Below are 16,208 nucleotides of genomic sequence, written 5' to 3'. Positions count from 1 at the left end.
TGACCAGACGAGGGGACGCTAACTTTTCGCGCTTCAACGGTGGGATGGTTGATGCATTTGAGTCTATAGGTGGGCTTCGCCGGAACCGTCGATAGTCACTATCGAGCGGGGCAATTTCTAACGAACGCTGTGGCCGCATAACCTAGCGCCATCCCCACGCTGCTTCCTAGACTGCCCTGGAGCTAACCAATGAATACCTTGGCCCGCCAGCTGTCCGCCACCCTTGTCGTTTTTGCCATCGCCGTGATCAGCGGCTGTGCCAGCCACCCTGAACTGCGCCCGTACACCGCCGAGGAAACCCGCCAGTTGCAACTGGAAGCCTTACAGCGCCGCGGCCTGTCGCTGGACAATTACGAGCAGCAACGGCGGGTGATCCTGCGTGCCGGTAACCTGCCTGTCGTGACCGAGGCTGCCGACGCTGAACCTTCGACCAAAGGCTGAACGGGCTAACCGGCGGTTCCCTCCCTCCACTTGCGCAGGTATCCTCTACCGCTCAACCGCAAGCCTTCCAGGACGGAGACCATGATCAGGCCCCTTCTGTTGCTGAGTGCTGCACTGCTTTTAAGCCCCGCGTCGCAAGCCCAGCAGATGAAACGCCAACTGGGCGATTTCGACTTCACACTCGGCACCACCCCCTCACGCAGTATGGCGCAAGGGCTTATCTCACCCAGTGCCGTTGGCGCATTCCATGGCGGGCTCGACCTCAGCCACCCCAGTGGCTGGTACCTGGGCCAGTACGCCCCAAGCATGGGCGTCACCCCCGACTCGACCCTGCGCCTGGACAGCTACCTGGGCTACAAGCACCATTTCGACAGCAGCCTGGGCTATGAGGTAGGGTTGATCCATTACAGTCAGCCCAATATCGCAGGCCCCGACAGCTACGCCCTGTATGGGGGGATTTCGGTGCTGGGCAGCCGCTTCGGCGGGGCGCTGCGCGACAACCCCGACAACCGCACGGGCACGCTGTTCGCCGACTTCGGCCATCTGCCGATGTTCGACGTCGACTTCACCGTCAAGCTCGCCCACCACCGCTTGGGCACGCCGTTCACCATTGGCGATGGCAGCCAGGTGAATACCTTTTCCGATTGGTCACTGGAGCTGTCGCGGCCCTGGCTGGGCATCGACCTGAACCTGATCTACAGCAACTCCAGCCTGAGTGGCGCGAGCTGCGATGCCTATTCGGGCATCAATACCTATTGCGACAGCGTGGTCACACTCAAGGCCCAGCGCAGCTTTTTTTAACGGCGCGGCGCCAGCGCCAGGGCAATACCGCCCAACACCACCACACAGGCGATCAACAAGCGCAACGACACCGGTTCGCCAATCAGCGCAACCCCGCCCAGGGCGGCAATCACCGGCACACTCAGTTGCAGGGTCGCCGCCTGTTGCGCACTGATCTGCCTGACCACGCCATACCAAACGGCATAGCCTGCGCCAGAAGCCAGCACACCGGAACCCAGGGCATACAACAAGCCAAGCGGTGTGAGGTGCGGGCCGGCACCCAGCAACAGCATCGGTAGCAGCAGGATCAGGCAAGGCAAACTGCGGGCAAAATTGCCGACAGTGTCGGCCAGCGGCCTGGGCGAGCCTTTGCCCAGTAGCGTATATACCCCCCAGGCCACACCGGACAGGGCCATCAGCAAGGCACTGGCCAACGGCGGCGCCGAGACGCCAGGCAACAGCAGCACCAGTAGGCCGGCAAAGGCAATCAGCATGCCCAGCAGCACGCGTACAGTGATGTGTTCGTCCCTGTACCACGCAAAGCCGAACATGGTGATCTGCACGGCACCGAACAGCAACAACGCCCCTGCACCTGCGCCCAGTTGCAGGTACGCCGCAGAAAACAGGAACGCGTACAGGAACAGGGCCAGGCCGCCCCACCAACTGCCGCCCATGGCCTGCACCGGCTTGCGCAGGCGAATCAGCAACAGCAGAAACAGCGCACCACTGGCCAGACGTACCACGGTAAAGGATACCGGGTCGATCGCCCCGTCCTTCAGCGCCAGCCGGCAGAACACCGAATTGGCGGCAAACGCCACCAGGCTGAAAAGGGCAGGCCAAAGCCAGGCGCTGGTCTTGCGGTCAGTAAGCGTGCTCGTGCCTGTACTCATGGTGTGGTCACCTCTGAGTGGGATTGTTGTTATAGCGGCATTTAGTCAGGACCGGCACCGATATACAAGGAAGAACCACCGTGAGGATGGCACCGGCTACGCCGGTGTTCGCGGGTAAACCCGCGCCGGCTTTTCAGGTTTTGAGCAAGACGGCGGCTACTGCTTCGATCTCCACCAGCATGCCGTCCAATGCCAGCCGGGGCACCGGTATCAGCGTGCAGGTCGGTTTCATGTGCGCTCCCCAGGCCCTGTCGGCCTCGGCCACCCATTGGTGCAGGCGCGCTTCTGAATGCTCGACAATCAACAGGGTCAGCTTGAACACCTGGGCCAGGCTGGCACCTTTCGACGCCAGGGCCCTTTCCAGATTGGCCAATGCCTGCCGGGCCTGTTCGGCGAACACGGGTGACAACTGGCCCTGGCTATCCTCCCCGCCCTGACCGGCGATGAACAGCAGACGGCTGTCAGCGCGCACTTCGGCGACATGGGAGTAGGCGTTGCCACTGGGGTCGTAGAGGCCTTCGGGGTTGCTCAGCTGGAATGCGCTTGATGGGGTCACGACAAGCCCTCGCTCGGTTGAAAGAGCGCCGGAGTATCGGACCTTAAGCTAACTCGAGGTCAAGCATAAAGTAGGAAATTTCGTACAAGGCATCGTCATGTCAAAACCACGCGTGTGTTTGCGCAGTGGCTGTAAGGCCGTAGGCTCTGTACGAAAAGTCTTGAGACGCAGGTCAGGCTGTTTTCAACGCAGCATGAACAAGTATCAAGGCTTTTCGTACAGAGCCTAGATTGCAAAGCCCGGCATGGAGGCCTTTAACCAACAAGGAAAAACCGATGAGCAAATTTGATTTTCAGCTGGCCTATACCATCAAGCCGCACAGCGCTCCACGCGATGAAACCGATGCGGCACAGGCACGTCTGCACCTGCGGGAAAAGCTCGGCCTGGACACCGTCGAGCACATTGAAACCACGCTGCTTGGCATGATCACGCTCAATGGCACCACCCTCGCTGACCGCAAGCGGGAAGCTGAAAAGCTGGTCCGCGATTACATCCATGACGCGCTCAAGGAACTGCGCGTACTGTCCACCGTGAAGTTCTACGGCTGCCTGATGGTGGACGGGCTGGGGCCAGCCATGCGTTTCGACATCCTGCCCAAATGACCCTCGACGGCCTCAGGCGCCCCCGCGCCCGAGGCCGCAAACCGTCATTTTTCCTGCAGCACCGCCCTGCCCTTCACCGCCCGCGGCCCGCGCCAGGCCCAGAACAGCAAACCGGGGAAGGGTGCGTAGACCACGAAGACGATCCACAGCATCTTGCGCTCGGCGCGCCGTTCACTGCCGATGATGTGCCAGATGGCCCAGATCTCCAGCAGAATGACCAAGGCCGCGATGATGATCCAGATCGTACCGATTTCCATGAGCGCTCTCCCAATGGCATGTATTGGGTTGGGTTGCTGCAAGCGCTGAGGGTTCAGATTGATTTGACTCACCGCGCCTCTTTGCAGGCGCGGCGATAGGGCCTCATTGCCGTGGTGCATTCTCCAGTGCAGCCTTCAACGCCGCTGCATCGGTAAACGCCCGTTGGCTGACCAGCACGCCCTGCTGCAGTTGCAACCACTGCACCTGGCCCTCCTGCCCGGGGTAACGGCTGGCCACTCGCCCATCACGGTCGAGCAGCACCCGGTAGCTGTAATCGCGCATGGCCGGGACCGCGAACAGTTTGCTGATCAGCGCAGGCATGCGCTGAATGTCGGCCACGAATACAGCGGCGCGTGCTTCCAGGTAGCCCTTGGGCTGCTCGGCCAGTGCCGCCTTGACCAGCTTGGCACCGTCCATATCGCGCGCCACCAGCAGAATCTGCGTGTCGGCAGCAAGGCTGTAGGCCTGGTCGTACTGGTCGAGCAGCGTGAACGGGGCGAGCTTGTCGCCCTGCTCCAGGGCGTTGGCCAGCAACGGCAACAGGCTAAGCAACACGACAGCGGCATATCTCATCAGGGGCATCCTCAAAGACGGGAGGTCAGCATAGCGGTAAAGCACCAGGACAGGCTGGTTTGCCTGAACACGACCTGTAATACGACACAGCCACCGGGGAGATTGTCTTTCCTCCGGGCACCGTCCACACTCTGCGGGCCAGCCAGGAAGCGGAGTCCAGAGTGCCCACGCCACGCCAGTTCAGCCAAAAGACCAGCACCAGCAACATGCTACGGCTCAAAACAAGCAGCGCCAATGCCCAGGCGCCCTATCGGGTCGACTTCATCCTGCTCGAACACTTCTCGATGGCCAGTTTCACGGTGGCCATGGACGTACTGGTCACGGCCAACCTGCTACGTGCCGACAGCTTCCAGTTCACCCCGCTGTCGCTGGACGGCGACCGGGTGCTCAGCGACCTGGGGCTGGAACTGGTGGCCACCGAGCTGTCTGCCGCGGCGCTGAAGGAGCTGGACCTGTTGGTGGTCTGTGGCGGCTTGCGCACCCCCCTGAAGTACCCGGAACTCGATCGCCTGCTGGACGATTGCGCGGCCCACGGCATGGCCTTGGGCGGCTTGTGGAACGGCGCCTGGTTCCTTGGCCGCGCGGGGGTGCTGGACGACTACGGTTGCAGCATCCACCCCGAGCAACGGGCCAGCCTGTCGGAGCGCAGCCCGCAAACCCGCATCACCCCGGCCAGTTTCACCCTCGACCGTGACCGCCTCAGCGCCGCCAGCCCCAATGGCGCCATGGAGCTGATGCTGGGCCTGGTGCGCCGGCTGTATGGTGATGGCCTGGCCGAAGGCGTCGAGGAAATCCTGTCATTCTCCGGTGCGCGCTACCGCCAGGTGGGTCCTGGGGCGAAGAAGTCCATGAGCCTGCACCTGCGCACCATTGTCGAGCTGATGGAGAACAACCTGGAGGAAACCCTCAGCCTCGATCAGCTGGCCGCCTATAGCGGGCGCTCGCGGCGGCAGATCGACCGCCTGTTCCAGGCCCAGCTGGGCACGTCGCCCCGGCGCTACTACATGGAGCTGCGCATCACCAAGAGCCGCCGGCTGCTGCAGTATTCCGACCTGTCTGTGATGGAAGTGGCGGTGGCCTGCGGGTTTGTCTCGGTGTCGCACTTCAGCAAGTGCTATGCAGCGTATTTCGGCTACCCGCCGTCGCGCGAGCAACGGCTGGGCGAGTGACCCAGGCTTCGAGTCAGCCCAGGCGCTCGAGCAATCTCAGGTACGAGGCTCGAGCTGGATATACCGCAACACCGCATCACAGATCATGGCTTTGTGGCGCAGCTTTATTTGCTCATCAGACAGGTCGATCTGGAAGATCTCGCCAAACGTATGGCGGTTCGACACCCGGTAGAAGCAGAACGAGCTCATCAGCATGTGCAGGTCGATGACCTCGATGCCAGCGCGGAACACGCCTTCCTGAACGCCACGGCGCAGGGTGTTGCCCAAGGCCTCCAGCACCAGGCTGCTCATTTCGCGAATGGCCGGCGACTGCTTGACGTACTCGCCATAGTGGATGTTTTCGGTGCAGATGATGCGCACGAAATCGACGTTGCGGTCATGGTGATCGAAGGTGAACTCCACCAGCCGGCGGATCGCCTGCTCAGCCGGCAACGACTCCAGGTCCAGGCTCTGCTCGGTCTTGCGGATATCCCCGTACAACTTCACCAGACACTCGCAATACAGCTGTTCCTTGCTGCCGAAGTAGTAGTAGATCATGCGCTTGGAAGTGGCGGTACGTTCGGCAATGGCGTCGACGCGGGCGCCGGCCAGCCCTTGCTGAACGAACTCGCTGATGGCGGCCTGGAGGATGTCCTCGCGTGTTTTCTCAGGGTTGTTCTTGCGCGTTTTGCGCACCCCTTCGGTTTCAGGCTGGCCGAGGCCGACTACGGAATCACTCATACCCACTCACAGGCTGTTTATTGGAATGCGGGGGATTATCCGTTAGCGCGGCCATGCAGGGAAGCACGCTGTTGGTCGGGTAGCCATCATGCCTTGGCCATCGGCAAGCCTTTCTCGGTTCATGGCCGCTCCTGCAACGATAGACGCCAAGCCCATACAAACAAAAGGATATAAAAATAACAAAACAATCTAACAAACTGGAATATATAAATTGAAAGCCAAACGCCACCTCCTTAGTCTGGGCAGATCGCCTCTCACCCGATTCAAGGAGCAATGCCCATGCCCAAACATGCTTTCTCCCCGCTACGCCGCCTGCTGATCGGCGGCTTGCTGGCCAGCGTCGCCAGCGCCCTGCTGCCTTGGTCCGAAGCCATTGCCGACGACGCCACGACACTGCGCATCGGCTACCAGAAATTCAACAGCATCAACATCCTCAAAGGCAGCGGCGCCCTGGAGAAGGCCCTGGCACCGCAGGGTGTGAAGGTCAGCTGGCATGAGTTCGCCGCCGGCCCCCAGCTCCTGGAGGCTCTGAGCACCGGCGCCATCGACCTCGGCCACGCAGCCGATGCCCCCTCGGTGTTCGCCCAGGCCGCAGGCAAGCCTGTGGTCTATCTGGCCGCCGAACAACCCTACCCACGCGGCATCGGCCTGGTCGTGCGCGAGCAGGACCACCTGGCCAGCGTGCAGGACCTGAAAGGCAAGCGCGTGGCCACCGGCCGCGGATGGAATGCCCAGTACCTGCTGGCCGTCGCCCTGCAGCAGGCTGGGCTCAGTTACAAGGACATTACCCCCGCCTACGTCAACAATGCCGCCGATGCCGTGGCCGCCCTGCAATCGGGCAGCGTGCAGGCCGTAACCCTTTGGGACCCGTTCCTCGCCGCCGCAGAAAGCCAGCCAGGGCTGAAGAACCTGCGCGACGGCAGCGGCCTGTCCAACAACCGCACCTTCTACCTGTCCACAGCCAGCTTTGCCGACCAGCACCGTGCTCTGCTGAAAACCTTCTTTGCCGAGCTGGGCAAGGTCAGCCAGTGGGCCAATGCCAAGCCTGCCGAAGTGGCCGCGCTGCTGGCACCGCAGCTGGGGATCAGCACCCAGGTGCTGGAGGTGGCCAGCGAACGGCGCAACTACAACGCCGTCGCTATCACCCCGCAGATCGTTGCCGAACAACAGAAGCTGGCTGACACCTTCCAGGGCCTGGGCCTGATTCCACGCAAGCTACAGGTGGCCGAAGCGGTCTACCCGGCTTCCGTGTTGCCTTGAACGGAGCGCGCTGACCATGCCTCGCCCGATCCGCTTCAACGCCTTCAGCATGAACGCTGCCAGCCACCAGTCCCCTGGGCTGTGGCGCCATCCGCGCAACACCAGTGTGGCGTTCAACCGCCTGAGCTACTGGACCGAACTGGCCCGCCTGCTCGAACGCGGCCTGTTCGACGCCCTGTTCATCGCCGATGTGCTGGGCATCTACGACGTCTATCAAGGCAGCCCGCAAGCCGCCCTGCGCGGTGGCGTGCAGGTGCCGGTCAATGATCCGCTGCTGCTGGTGCCGGCAATGGCCGGGGTGACCGAGCACCTGGGTTTCGGGGTCACCTTTTCACTGACCTACGAACACCCCTACCCCTTCGCCCGGCGCATGTCCACGCTCGACCACCTGAGCAATGGCCGGGTCGGCTGGAACATCGTCACCGGCTACCTGGACAGCGCTGCGCGCAACCTCGGCCTGGCGCGTCAACTGGGCCACGACCAACGCTACGACCTGGCCGAGGAATACCTGCAGGTGCTGTACAAACTGTGGGAGAAAAGCTGGGACGACGACGCCGTGCTGCTGGAGCGTGAAAGCGGGCGCTACATCGAACCCTCGCGGGTACACCCGATCAACCATGTGGGCGAGCACTTCCAGGTGCCCGGCATGCACCTGTGCCAGCCGTCGCCGCAACGCACCCCGGTGTTGTTCCAGGCCGGTGCGTCGGCACGCGGTCAGCAGTTTGCCGCACGGCATGCCGAATGCGTGTTCATCAGCGGGCCAACGCCGACGGTGTTGCGCCGCTACGCCGACGGCATCCGCCAGGCCTGCGAAGCGGCCGGGCGTGGCCGTGACGAAGTGCTGATCTACGCCCAGGCGCTGTTGATCGTCGCCCCCACGCGGGAAGAGGCCGAGGCCCGCTTTAACGACTATCGCCGCTATGTCGACCTGGACGCTGCCCTGGCGCTGCTGTCAGGCTGGACCGGTATCGACTTCGCCGGCCTCGACCCCGATGCACCGATCGAGTACGTCGAGAACGATGCAGGCCGTGCTGCCCTGGCAGCTTTTACCGCCGCCGACCCCACTCACCGCTGGACCGTACGCGAAGCCGCCGAGTTCGTTGGCCTGGGCGGTCGCGGCCCCGTGCTGATCGGCGCTGCCAGCGAGGTGGCCGACCAGCTGGAAACCTGGCTGGACCATACCGGCATCGACGGTTTCAACCTGACCTACGCCGTGCAACCGGACGACCTGGCCAATGTAGTCGACCTGCTGGTGCCCGAGCTGCAACGGCGCGGCCGCTACCCGCTGAGCTACACCGAGGGCCCCCTGCGCCACAAGCTGTTCGGCCGCGGCGGCCAGCTGCCCGAACGGCACGTTGGGCGTCAGGTCAGCATTCAGTGATCAAATACCGGGTATTCCAACATTTAATTTGTGGATGCCACGCACTCGACCCTATTCTGTGGCCACATCCCCTGCGCCGCACCGGCCGGTGCGGTTCAAGGCATGGGGAGAGAACAACAAGTCGAGATCGTCCATGTCGAACCATTCGTACTTCGCCCCCCACGGTGGGCACCCGGCTCAAACCGAGCTGCTGACTGACCGTGCCATGTTCACCGAAGCCTATGCCGTCATCCCCAAAGGCGTGATGCGTGACATCGTCACCAGCCACCTGCCCTTTTGGGACAAGATGCGCATGTGGGTCATCGCCCGCCCGCTGACCGGCTTTGCCGAAACGTTCTCCCAGTACATCGTCGAACTGGCCCCGGAAGGCGGCAGCGAGCGCCCAGAGCTGGACGCCGATGCGGAAGCCGTGGTGTTCATCGTCGAAGGCGAACTGGACATCACCGTCGAAGGCAAACACCACACCCTGGTACCTGGTGGCTACGCCTTCCTGGCCCCGGGTGCCGAGTGGAGCCTGCGCAACAACAGCAAGTCCAACGTCACCTTCCACTGGCTGCGCAAGCACTACCAGAAGGTTGAAGGCCTGGACGTACCGGAATCCTTCGTCACCCACCGCGACAACGCCACCGTCATCGAGATGCCGGGCACCGAAGGCCGCTGGAAAACCACCCGCTTTGTCGACATGGCCGACATGCGCCACGACATGCACGTGAACATCGTCACCTTCCAGCCGGGCGGTGTGATTCCGTTCGCAGAAACCCACGTGATGGAACACGGCCTGTACGTGCTGGAAGGCAAGGCGGTGTACCGCCTGAACCAGGACTGGGTCGAAGTGGAAGCCGGCGACTTCATGTGGCTGCGCGCCTTCTGCCCGCAAGCCTGCTACGCCGGCGGCCCAGGCAACTTCAGCTACCTGCTGTACAAGGACGTGAACCGTCACGTACACCTGACGCTGAACCCCAAGCGCTAAGCCCAGGCTGATGCCCGCAAGCCCGCCAACCTGGCGGGCTTTCTGTTTGCCGCGCATACTGAAATACCCACCCTTGCAGGGTACCGGCCATGAACCGCTGCCTGCTGATTGCAACCTTGCTGCTGTGCACCTCTGCCCTGGCCACCAATGGCTGGAATCTGGCCTACGACCGCGAAGGCATTCGCGTGTACCTGAAAGACCCAAGCGCCTCGCCCTACCAGCAGTTTCGTGGTGTCAGCACCATGAAAGCCAGCGTGCGCACGCTCACTGGCCTGCAGGATAACCTGCGCGTAGCCTGCAAGTGGCTGTACGCCTGTGACCAGATGCGGCTGCTGGATGTGGAAGGTGACAGCACCTGGGTATACCTGACCACCAACCCACCATGGCCGACGAGGCCGCGGGACATCGTGCTGAAAGTGACCAGCGAACGCTTGGCCGACGGTACCCTGGTGCGTCACCTGAGCGCCGAGCCCGACAGGATCCCCAACGTTGACGGACTGATCCGGGTACGGCACCTGAGTGGCAAGTGGCGGATGAAGCCGCTGGGTGAACGGGTGACCGAGGTGACCTACCAGTTGCAGGCCGCCCCTGCCGGGGATGTGCCGAGTTGGCTGGCCAACCGGTTCATGGTGGATACAGCGGTGGTCACGCTGCGTACGTTGCGAGCGGTGGCTGAGCGCCAACCTTGAAGTGCCGGCAGGCTGCAGACCGACTGCAGCAGGGCCGGCGGCTTTTTGTGCAATACACCTGGCAAAAGGCATGGCTCAGCGGTCACATCTTGTAGGTCGAAAGCAGGATGCTGGTCTCGGTGTTCTCGATATGCGGGATCGAGCGGATGGCGTTCAGCGCCCGGTCGAACGCTTCGAGGGTGTCGGCGCGCAACTCTGCCATCAGGTCCCAGCGGCCATTGGTGGTGTGGATGGCCACCACATTGGGATGCCCGCGCAACGCGTGCTTGACCTCTGCGGCATGGTGGCCGCTGATGCCGATGCTGGTGATTGCCCGCACTCCCTGGTCCAGCGCATCGGAGCGCAGACGTACCGTATAACCGATGATCACACCCTGCTCTTCAAGCCGGGTGATGCGGTTATGCACCGTTGCCCTGGCCACCTTCAGCTTCTTCGCCAAGGTCAGCACAGGGGTACGTGCGTTGTCCCGCAACAGTGCAATCAGTTCCCGATCGATCGTGTCCATAAGCCTGCCAAATAATCAGATTGCTACGTTGGGTTGGCAGATTGTCCAGAAGCCTGACGAAACTGACAACCTGCATGCTTCCGATTGACGCAACCTGTCATCAAAATGTTCATGCGGCTTCACTTCGATAATCTCAAGCGCTGACCCCGCACTGCTGGGCAAGCGCACAATAACAAGGTGCAAGAGCATGACGTATTTCATTGATGTTCCAACCATGTCGGACTTGGTGCATGACATTGGCGTAGCGCCGTTTATTGGCGAGCTTGCCGCTGCCCTGCGGGACGATTTCAAACGCTGGCAGGCGTTTGACAAGTCCGCGCGCGTTGCCAGCCACTCGGAAGTGGGCGTGATCGAACTGATGCCGGTCGCCGACAAAAGCCGCTATGCCTTCAAATACGTCAACGGCCACCCGGCCAACACTGCACGCGACCTGCATACGGTGATGGCCTTCGGTGTACTGGCCGATGTCGACACCGGTTACCCGGTGCTGCTGTCCGAACTGACCATCGCCACCGCCCTGCGCACCGCAGCGACTTCGCTGATGGCAGCCCAGGCACTGGCCCGCCCGAACGCGCGCAAGATGGCGCTGATCGGCAACGGCGCGCAAAGCGAATTCCAGGCCCTGGCCTTCCACAAGCACCTGGGCATCGAAGAAATCGTCGCCTACGACACCGACCCGCTGGCCACCGCCAAGCTTATCGCCAACCTCAAGGAATACAGCGGCTTGACCATCCGCCGGGCCAGCTCGGTAGCCGAGGCAGTGAAAGGCGTGGACATCATCACCACGGTAACGGCCGACAAGGCCTACGCCACCATCATTACCCCCGACATGCTGGAGCCCGGTATGCACCTGAACGCCGTGGGTGGTGACTGCCCTGGCAAAACCGAGCTGCACGCCGATGTGCTGCGCAACGCGCGGGTGTTCGTCGAGTACGAGCCACAAACCCGTATCGAAGGTGAGATCCAGCAGCTGCCGGCGGACTTTCCGGTGGTCGACCTGTGGCGCGTGCTGCGCGGAGAAACCGAGGGCCGCCAAAGCGACAGCCAGGTCACTGTATTCGACTCGGTGGGCTTCGCCCTCGAAGACTACACCGTACTACGGTACGTACTACAGCAAGCCGAAAAGCGCGGGATGGGCACCAAGATCGACCTGGTGCCGTGGGTGGAGGACGACCCGAAAGACCTGTTCAGCCACACCCGAGGCCGCGCTGGCAAAAGGCGTATCCGACGGGTTGCCTGACATTGAATCGGGTTGGTCGAAAGTGTGTGTGTGGGCTTTGGGTCATGTACAAGCGCATCGACCACAGATCGTCAGATCCCACCGCCCGCCAGCAACTGCGTCATCACCTCAGCCAGCGCCTTGACCATCACATCCGCCGTCGGCCGGTGCACGATGACGATCTCATAGCTGTCGACCTCCGGCAGCCCTTGCCCGGCCCCCAACACCCTGTGCTCGCCGGTGGCTGCCCTGGGTGGCAGCAGGCTGATACCCATGCCATCGGCGACCGCAGCCTGGATGCCACTGAGGCTGGAACTGGTAAAGCTGATACGCCAGCGCCGGCCCATGCCTTCGATGGCGTTGATCATGTCCTCGCGGTACAGGCCGCGTGGCGGAAAGGTGACCAACGGGATCGGGTCCAGCTCGAAGGCGGGCGTGCGCGCACTGTCGATCCACTGCAGACGCTCTGGCCAACAGGCCACGCCCTCACGGCTATTGCGCCGCTGCTTGAGCAGCACCAGGTCAAGTTCGCCATTGTCATAGGCCTGGCTCAGGTCACGGCACAAGCCACTGGTCACTTCGAGCTTCACCTGTGGGTGCAGCCGGCTGAATGCCGACAGTGCATTGGTGGTACGCCCGCCCACGAAGTCCTCGGGCACGCCAAGCCGTACCGTGGTGCCCACCATCGCCCCGGCCAGGGCTTCAAGCATCTGATCGTTCAGGGCCAGCATGTGCCGGGCATAGCCGAGCAAGGTCTGCCCGGCGTCGGTCGGCAGTACGTCACGGTTGCCCCGCACCAACAAGCGGTGGCCGACCATGTCTTCCAGGCGGCGCACCTTCTGGCTGATCGTCGACTGGGTCGAATGCAGCCGCGCGGCAGCGGTGGTGAAGCTGCCGCAGTCTGCCACCACGACAATGGCGCGCAGCAGGTCGAGGTCGAACAGAGCCCTATTCGATTTCACGCTGATAGACATCTAGATATTCAACTACTGAATGGCAAGTCTGCGTTCTATCACGGCTAGTCACCGAGGGCCACTCCTTCCCGCCGGGGATCGGCACCGCCTGACCAACCCTCGCCGCTGCGCTGGATGATCTGCATGCCGCTGGTCATGGTCATCGGTGTCACCTCATGGCCCCAGGCTGCCAACTGGCGGATCAGCGCCGGGCTGCTCAGCCCTGCTTCCACTTCGGTGCCGGCATTGCGGCTGCCGAAGTTGGGCAGGTCGGCGGCCTGCTGCGGGTCGAGCCGCCACTCCAGCAGGCCGACCAGCGCCTTGTTCACGTAACCGATGATCTGCGAACCACCCGGCGAACCGAGGCTCGCGACAAACTCGCCCGTGGCACGCGAGAACACCAACGTCGGCGCCATGGCCGACAGCGGCCGTTTGCCCGGCTGCACCCGATTGGCCACCGGCTTGCCGTGCTCGTGGGGGATGAACGAGAAGTCGGTCAGCTGATTGTTGAGCAGGAAGCCCTTGACCATCAGGTGCGAGCCAAATGCGGCCTCCACCGAGGTGGTCATGGCCAGTGCCTGGCCGCTGTCATCCACCGCACTGAGGTGAGAGGTGGAGATGCGCAGTGGCGAGCGGTCGGGCGCAAGCGCCAGGTCCGCTCCTTGCGGCTGGCCCGGACGGGCGCGCTTCATGCTGTGCTCGCCGATCAGCGCCGCGCGGCTGGACAGGTAAGCAGCATCAGTCAGGGCCTTGACCGGGACGGGCACGTAGTCGTTGTCGGCCAGGTACTGAGCGCGGTCGGCGTAGGCCAGGCGCTCGGCCTCGGCGATCAGGTGCACGGCCAACGGCGGGGCTTCCAGGCGGGCCGGTGACGAGGTGGCCAGCGGTCGCAGCGCTGCCAGGTCGCGTTGCGGCGCGGTGCGCTGCACGGCTTCGAGCAGGCCCAAGGTCTGCAGCACGGTCACCCCACCCGATGAGGGTGGCGGCATGCCGCATATTTGCCAGGCCTTGTAGGGGCCACACAACGGCTCGCGCTCCTTGGCCTGGTACTGCTGCAAGTCCTGCAACGACAGATACCCGGCATTGGCATGGCCACGCACCTTGGCGACGATGGCTTCGGCAATTTCACCGCTGTAGAACACCTCGGGCCCCTGTGCGGCGATCTGCTCGAAGGTCTGTGCCAACTCAGGGTTGCGCAGAATTGTACCCACGGCCAGCGGCCTGCCCTGTTCATCCAGGAAGTAACGGGCCATTGCGGGTGAGCGGGCAATGTAGGGGTCCCCGGCCACTAGCGTGTGCAGGCGCTCGGAAACCGCGAAGCCGTTGCGTGCCAGGGCGATGGCGGGGGCGAACAGGGCGTGCCAGGGCAACTTGCCGTGCTGCTCGTGGGCCTGTTTCAGGGCACGCAGCACCCCGGGCACGCCCACCGAACGCCCACCGATCTGCGCCACCCGGAACGGCATGGGTGTGCCATCGGCTTGCAGGAACAGCTTTTCCGTCACCGCCGCAGGTGCTGCCTCACGCCCGTCGAATGCCTGCACGCGCTTGCCATCCCAGTACAGGATGAACGCCCCGCCGCCGATCCCACTGGACTGCGGCTCGACCAGTGTCAGCACCATCTGCATGGCGATGGCGGCGTCAATCGCACTGCCGCCGGCACGCAACATCGCCCGCCCCGCTTCACTGGCCAGCGGGTTGGCTGCGGCGACCATGTGCCGGCTGGCGTGCACCGGCTGCAAACCGCTGCGGTAGCCGGAGGCCAGTTCCGGTGGCGCGGGCAATACCTGGTCGGCACCGGCCCAGTTACTGGTAACCAGCAGGCACAGAGCGCCGATCAGCGGGGTGGGATATTTCATCGTCATGCATCCTGCCATCACCTATTCAGCGAAGCACTGTCGGTCATACGCAGTCTCGACTTCAAGCCTTGGTGTAATTACCGGCAAGCCATTCGCTGACCAATGCAGCCTTTGCTCTTTGCGTGAGTGCCAGGTTTGCGCAATGACAGATCAGGTCACTTCTTCGAACGGCAGCCCCACATAGTTCTCGGCAATGTTCACCAGCCCCGCCGGCGAGGTCAGGAAGTACTCGCGGTCAGCTTCCTGCATCTTCTGGTCCCAAGCGTCCTTGTGGCTACCGAAGTCATGCAGCAGTTGGGTCATGAACCAGCTGAAACGCTCGCCCTTCCACACGCGGCGCAGTGCCAGCGGCGAGTATTGCGCAAGCAGGTCGACGCGCCCTTCGTGGTACACCTTGACCAGAATGCGGTACAGGTAGTTGACGTCGGAGGCCGCCAGGTTAAGGCCTTTGGCACCGGTAGGGGGGACGATGTGCGCCGCGTCACCCACCAGGAACAGGTGACCATACTGCATGGGTTCGACCACCAGGCTACGCAGCGGCGCAATACTTTTTTCCAACGCGGGGCCTGTAACCAGGTCCGCCGCCACCTCGGCGGGCAAACGGGCTTTCAGTTCGTCCCAGAAACGCTCGTCAGACCACTCCTCGACCCGATCCTGCAAAGGTACCTGCAGGTAGTAGCGGCTGCGTGTTTGCGAGCGTTGGCTACACAACGCGAAACCGCGCTCATGGTGGGCGTAGATCAGCTCGTGATTGACCGGCGGTGTGTCCGACAGCAGGCCCAGCCAGCCAAACGGGTAAACCCGCTCATACTGTTTCAGCACGCCCTCCGGGATGCTCTGCCGCGAGATGCCGTGGAAGCCGTCGCAGCCGGCGATATAGTCGCAGTCAATCCGCTGCACCCGGCCATCCTTTTCGAACGTCAGGTAGGGCTTTTCGCCTTTCAATTCATGCGGCTGAACGTTGGCGGCTGAATAAATGATCGGCGCACCACTGGCTTCGCGGGCCTGCATCAGGTCACGGGTGACTTCGGTCTGGCCGTAGACCATCACCGTCTTGCCGCCGGTCAGGGCTTTGAGATCCAGACGCTGGCGGCGCCCGCCAACCAGCAGTTCGACCCCCTCGTGCACCAGGCCTTCACGGTCCATGCGCTCGGCCACGCCGGCCTCGCGCAGCAGGTCGACCGTGCCTTGCTCCAGCACCCCGGCGCGGATGCGGCCTAGTACGTACTCGGCGGTCTGGCGTTCGACGATGATGTTATCGATACCGGCCTTGTGCAGCAGTTGGCCCAGCAGCAGGCCAGACGGACCTGCACCAATAATTGCAACCTGAGTTTTCATTGTTGTTGTCTCTGTTCGGACGATACCGGCCCGGGACTGGCAGCGGGG

Annotated in this window: 18 protein-coding genes; 9 read left to right on the top strand and 9 right to left on the bottom strand. The window is 62.9% G+C overall.

The window, feature by feature from the left end; genetic code table 11:
• The first annotated feature begins 189 nt into the window (after positions 1-189).
• A complete protein-coding gene (locus tag ACI7M0_RS11245) occupies positions 190-441 on the top strand; it encodes a hypothetical protein (protein WP_064614264.1) in 252 nt (83 codons plus the stop codon).
• A gap of 81 nt (positions 442-522) precedes the next feature.
• Complete coding sequence (locus tag ACI7M0_RS11240; protein ID WP_104961513.1) at positions 523-1,242, top strand: TorF family putative porin; 720 nt, start codon at positions 523-525, stop codon at positions 1,240-1,242.
• Here ACI7M0_RS11240 and ACI7M0_RS11235 read toward each other — a convergent pair.
• Both ACI7M0_RS11235 and ACI7M0_RS11230 read right to left on the bottom strand, forming a co-directional pair.
• On the bottom strand, positions 1,239-2,111 hold the full coding sequence (locus ACI7M0_RS11235) for a DMT family transporter (RefSeq protein WP_129933018.1): 873 nt from the start codon (positions 2,109-2,111) through the stop codon (positions 1,239-1,241). The genes ACI7M0_RS11240 and ACI7M0_RS11235 overlap by 4 nt on opposite strands.
• A 133-nt stretch (positions 2,112-2,244) precedes the next feature.
• Positions 2,245-2,667 (bottom strand): RidA family protein, encoded by a 423-nt coding sequence (locus ACI7M0_RS11230; protein WP_010954380.1) that lies wholly within the window; start codon positions 2,665-2,667, stop codon positions 2,245-2,247.
• Between the two features lie 275 nt (positions 2,668-2,942).
• On the opposite strand from ACI7M0_RS11230, the gene ACI7M0_RS11225 reads away from it, so the two are divergent.
• A complete protein-coding gene (locus ACI7M0_RS11225; RefSeq protein WP_003247879.1) occupies positions 2,943-3,269 on the top strand; it encodes a hypothetical protein in 327 nt (108 codons plus the stop codon).
• Positions 3,270-3,313: 44 nt separating this feature from the next.
• Here the strand turns inward: ACI7M0_RS11225 and ACI7M0_RS11220 are convergent, their stop codons facing one another.
• Together ACI7M0_RS11220 and ACI7M0_RS11215 are read right to left on the bottom strand one after the other, a co-directional pair.
• On the bottom strand, positions 3,314-3,526 hold the full coding sequence (locus ACI7M0_RS11220; protein WP_003247877.1) for a PLDc N-terminal domain-containing protein: 213 nt from the start codon (positions 3,524-3,526) through the stop codon (positions 3,314-3,316).
• A 103-nt stretch (positions 3,527-3,629) separates the two neighbouring features.
• A complete protein-coding gene (locus ACI7M0_RS11215) occupies positions 3,630-4,100 on the bottom strand; it encodes a hypothetical protein (RefSeq protein WP_012052122.1) in 471 nt (156 codons plus the stop codon).
• A gap of 161 nt (positions 4,101-4,261) precedes the next feature.
• Between ACI7M0_RS11215 and ACI7M0_RS11210 the strand changes: the two genes are divergently transcribed.
• The gene (locus tag ACI7M0_RS11210) at positions 4,262-5,269 is read left to right on the top strand and encodes a GlxA family transcriptional regulator (protein ID WP_003247873.1); all 1,008 of its coding nucleotides are present in this window, start codon (positions 4,262-4,264) and stop codon (positions 5,267-5,269) included.
• Positions 5,270-5,305: 36 nt separating this feature from the next.
• Here ACI7M0_RS11210 and ACI7M0_RS11205 read toward each other — a convergent pair whose 3' ends face one another.
• Positions 5,306-5,989 carry a TetR/AcrR family transcriptional regulator gene (locus ACI7M0_RS11205; RefSeq protein WP_014590743.1) on the bottom strand — a complete coding sequence of 228 codons (684 nt, stop codon included), beginning with the start codon at positions 5,987-5,989 and terminating at the stop codon, positions 5,306-5,308.
• Positions 5,990-6,268: 279 nt separating this feature from the next.
• Here ACI7M0_RS11205 and ACI7M0_RS11200 point away from each other — a divergent pair, with 279 nt between their 5' ends.
• The 4 genes from ACI7M0_RS11200 (at position 6,269) to ACI7M0_RS11185 (ending at position 10,289) form a co-directional block, all read left to right on the top strand.
• Positions 6,269-7,249, top strand: coding sequence for an aliphatic sulfonate ABC transporter substrate-binding protein (locus ACI7M0_RS11200; RefSeq protein ID WP_129933019.1), 981 nt, complete (start codon positions 6,269-6,271; stop codon positions 7,247-7,249).
• A 16-nt stretch (positions 7,250-7,265) separates the two neighbouring features.
• A complete protein-coding gene (locus tag ACI7M0_RS11195) occupies positions 7,266-8,630 on the top strand; it encodes an LLM class flavin-dependent oxidoreductase (protein WP_129933020.1) in 1,365 nt (454 codons plus the stop codon).
• Between the two features lie 133 nt (positions 8,631-8,763).
• A complete protein-coding gene (locus tag ACI7M0_RS11190) occupies positions 8,764-9,600 on the top strand; it encodes a bifunctional allantoicase/(S)-ureidoglycine aminohydrolase (RefSeq protein WP_003247865.1) in 837 nt (278 codons plus the stop codon).
• 89 nt (positions 9,601-9,689) lie between these two features.
• Positions 9,690-10,289: an START domain-containing protein gene (locus tag ACI7M0_RS11185; protein WP_129933021.1), complete on the top strand. Its 600-nt coding sequence runs from the start codon at positions 9,690-9,692 to the stop codon at positions 10,287-10,289.
• Positions 10,290-10,371: 82 nt separating this feature from the next.
• Here the strand turns inward: ACI7M0_RS11185 and ACI7M0_RS11180 are convergent, their stop codons facing one another.
• Positions 10,372-10,794 (bottom strand): Lrp/AsnC family transcriptional regulator, encoded by a 423-nt coding sequence (locus ACI7M0_RS11180; protein ID WP_010954389.1) that lies wholly within the window; start codon positions 10,792-10,794, stop codon positions 10,372-10,374.
• 187 nt (positions 10,795-10,981) lie between these two features.
• Between ACI7M0_RS11180 and ACI7M0_RS11175 the strand changes: the two genes are divergently transcribed.
• On the top strand, positions 10,982-12,034 hold the full coding sequence (locus tag ACI7M0_RS11175; RefSeq protein WP_129933022.1) for an ornithine cyclodeaminase: 1,053 nt from the start codon (positions 10,982-10,984) through the stop codon (positions 12,032-12,034).
• Positions 12,035-12,105: 71 nt separating this feature from the next.
• On the opposite strand, the gene ACI7M0_RS11170 is transcribed toward ACI7M0_RS11175, so the two are convergent.
• The 3 genes from ACI7M0_RS11170 to pobA all read right to left on the bottom strand — a co-directional run bounded on the left by ACI7M0_RS11170 (position 12,106) and on the right by pobA (position 16,160).
• Positions 12,106-12,987 (bottom strand): LysR substrate-binding domain-containing protein, encoded by an 882-nt coding sequence (locus ACI7M0_RS11170; protein ID WP_010954391.1) that lies wholly within the window; start codon positions 12,985-12,987, stop codon positions 12,106-12,108.
• 44 nt (positions 12,988-13,031) lie between these two features.
• A complete protein-coding gene (gene ggt / locus ACI7M0_RS11165; protein WP_129933023.1) occupies positions 13,032-14,822 on the bottom strand; it encodes a gamma-glutamyltransferase in 1,791 nt (596 codons plus the stop codon).
• 150 nt (positions 14,823-14,972) lie between these two features.
• Positions 14,973-16,160 (bottom strand): 4-hydroxybenzoate 3-monooxygenase, encoded by a 1,188-nt coding sequence (pobA, locus tag ACI7M0_RS11160; RefSeq protein ID WP_064493370.1) that lies wholly within the window; start codon positions 16,158-16,160, stop codon positions 14,973-14,975.
• Positions 16,161-16,208: the final 48 nt, after the last annotated feature.

This window comes from Pseudomonas sp. 10(2024), from assembly GCF_045164175.1.
Classification (GTDB): Bacteria; Pseudomonadota; Gammaproteobacteria; order Pseudomonadales; family Pseudomonadaceae; genus Aquipseudomonas; species Aquipseudomonas alloputida.
The sequence above is the reverse complement of the archived record's forward strand: the minus strand, read 5'-3'. Positions and strand labels throughout refer to the sequence as shown.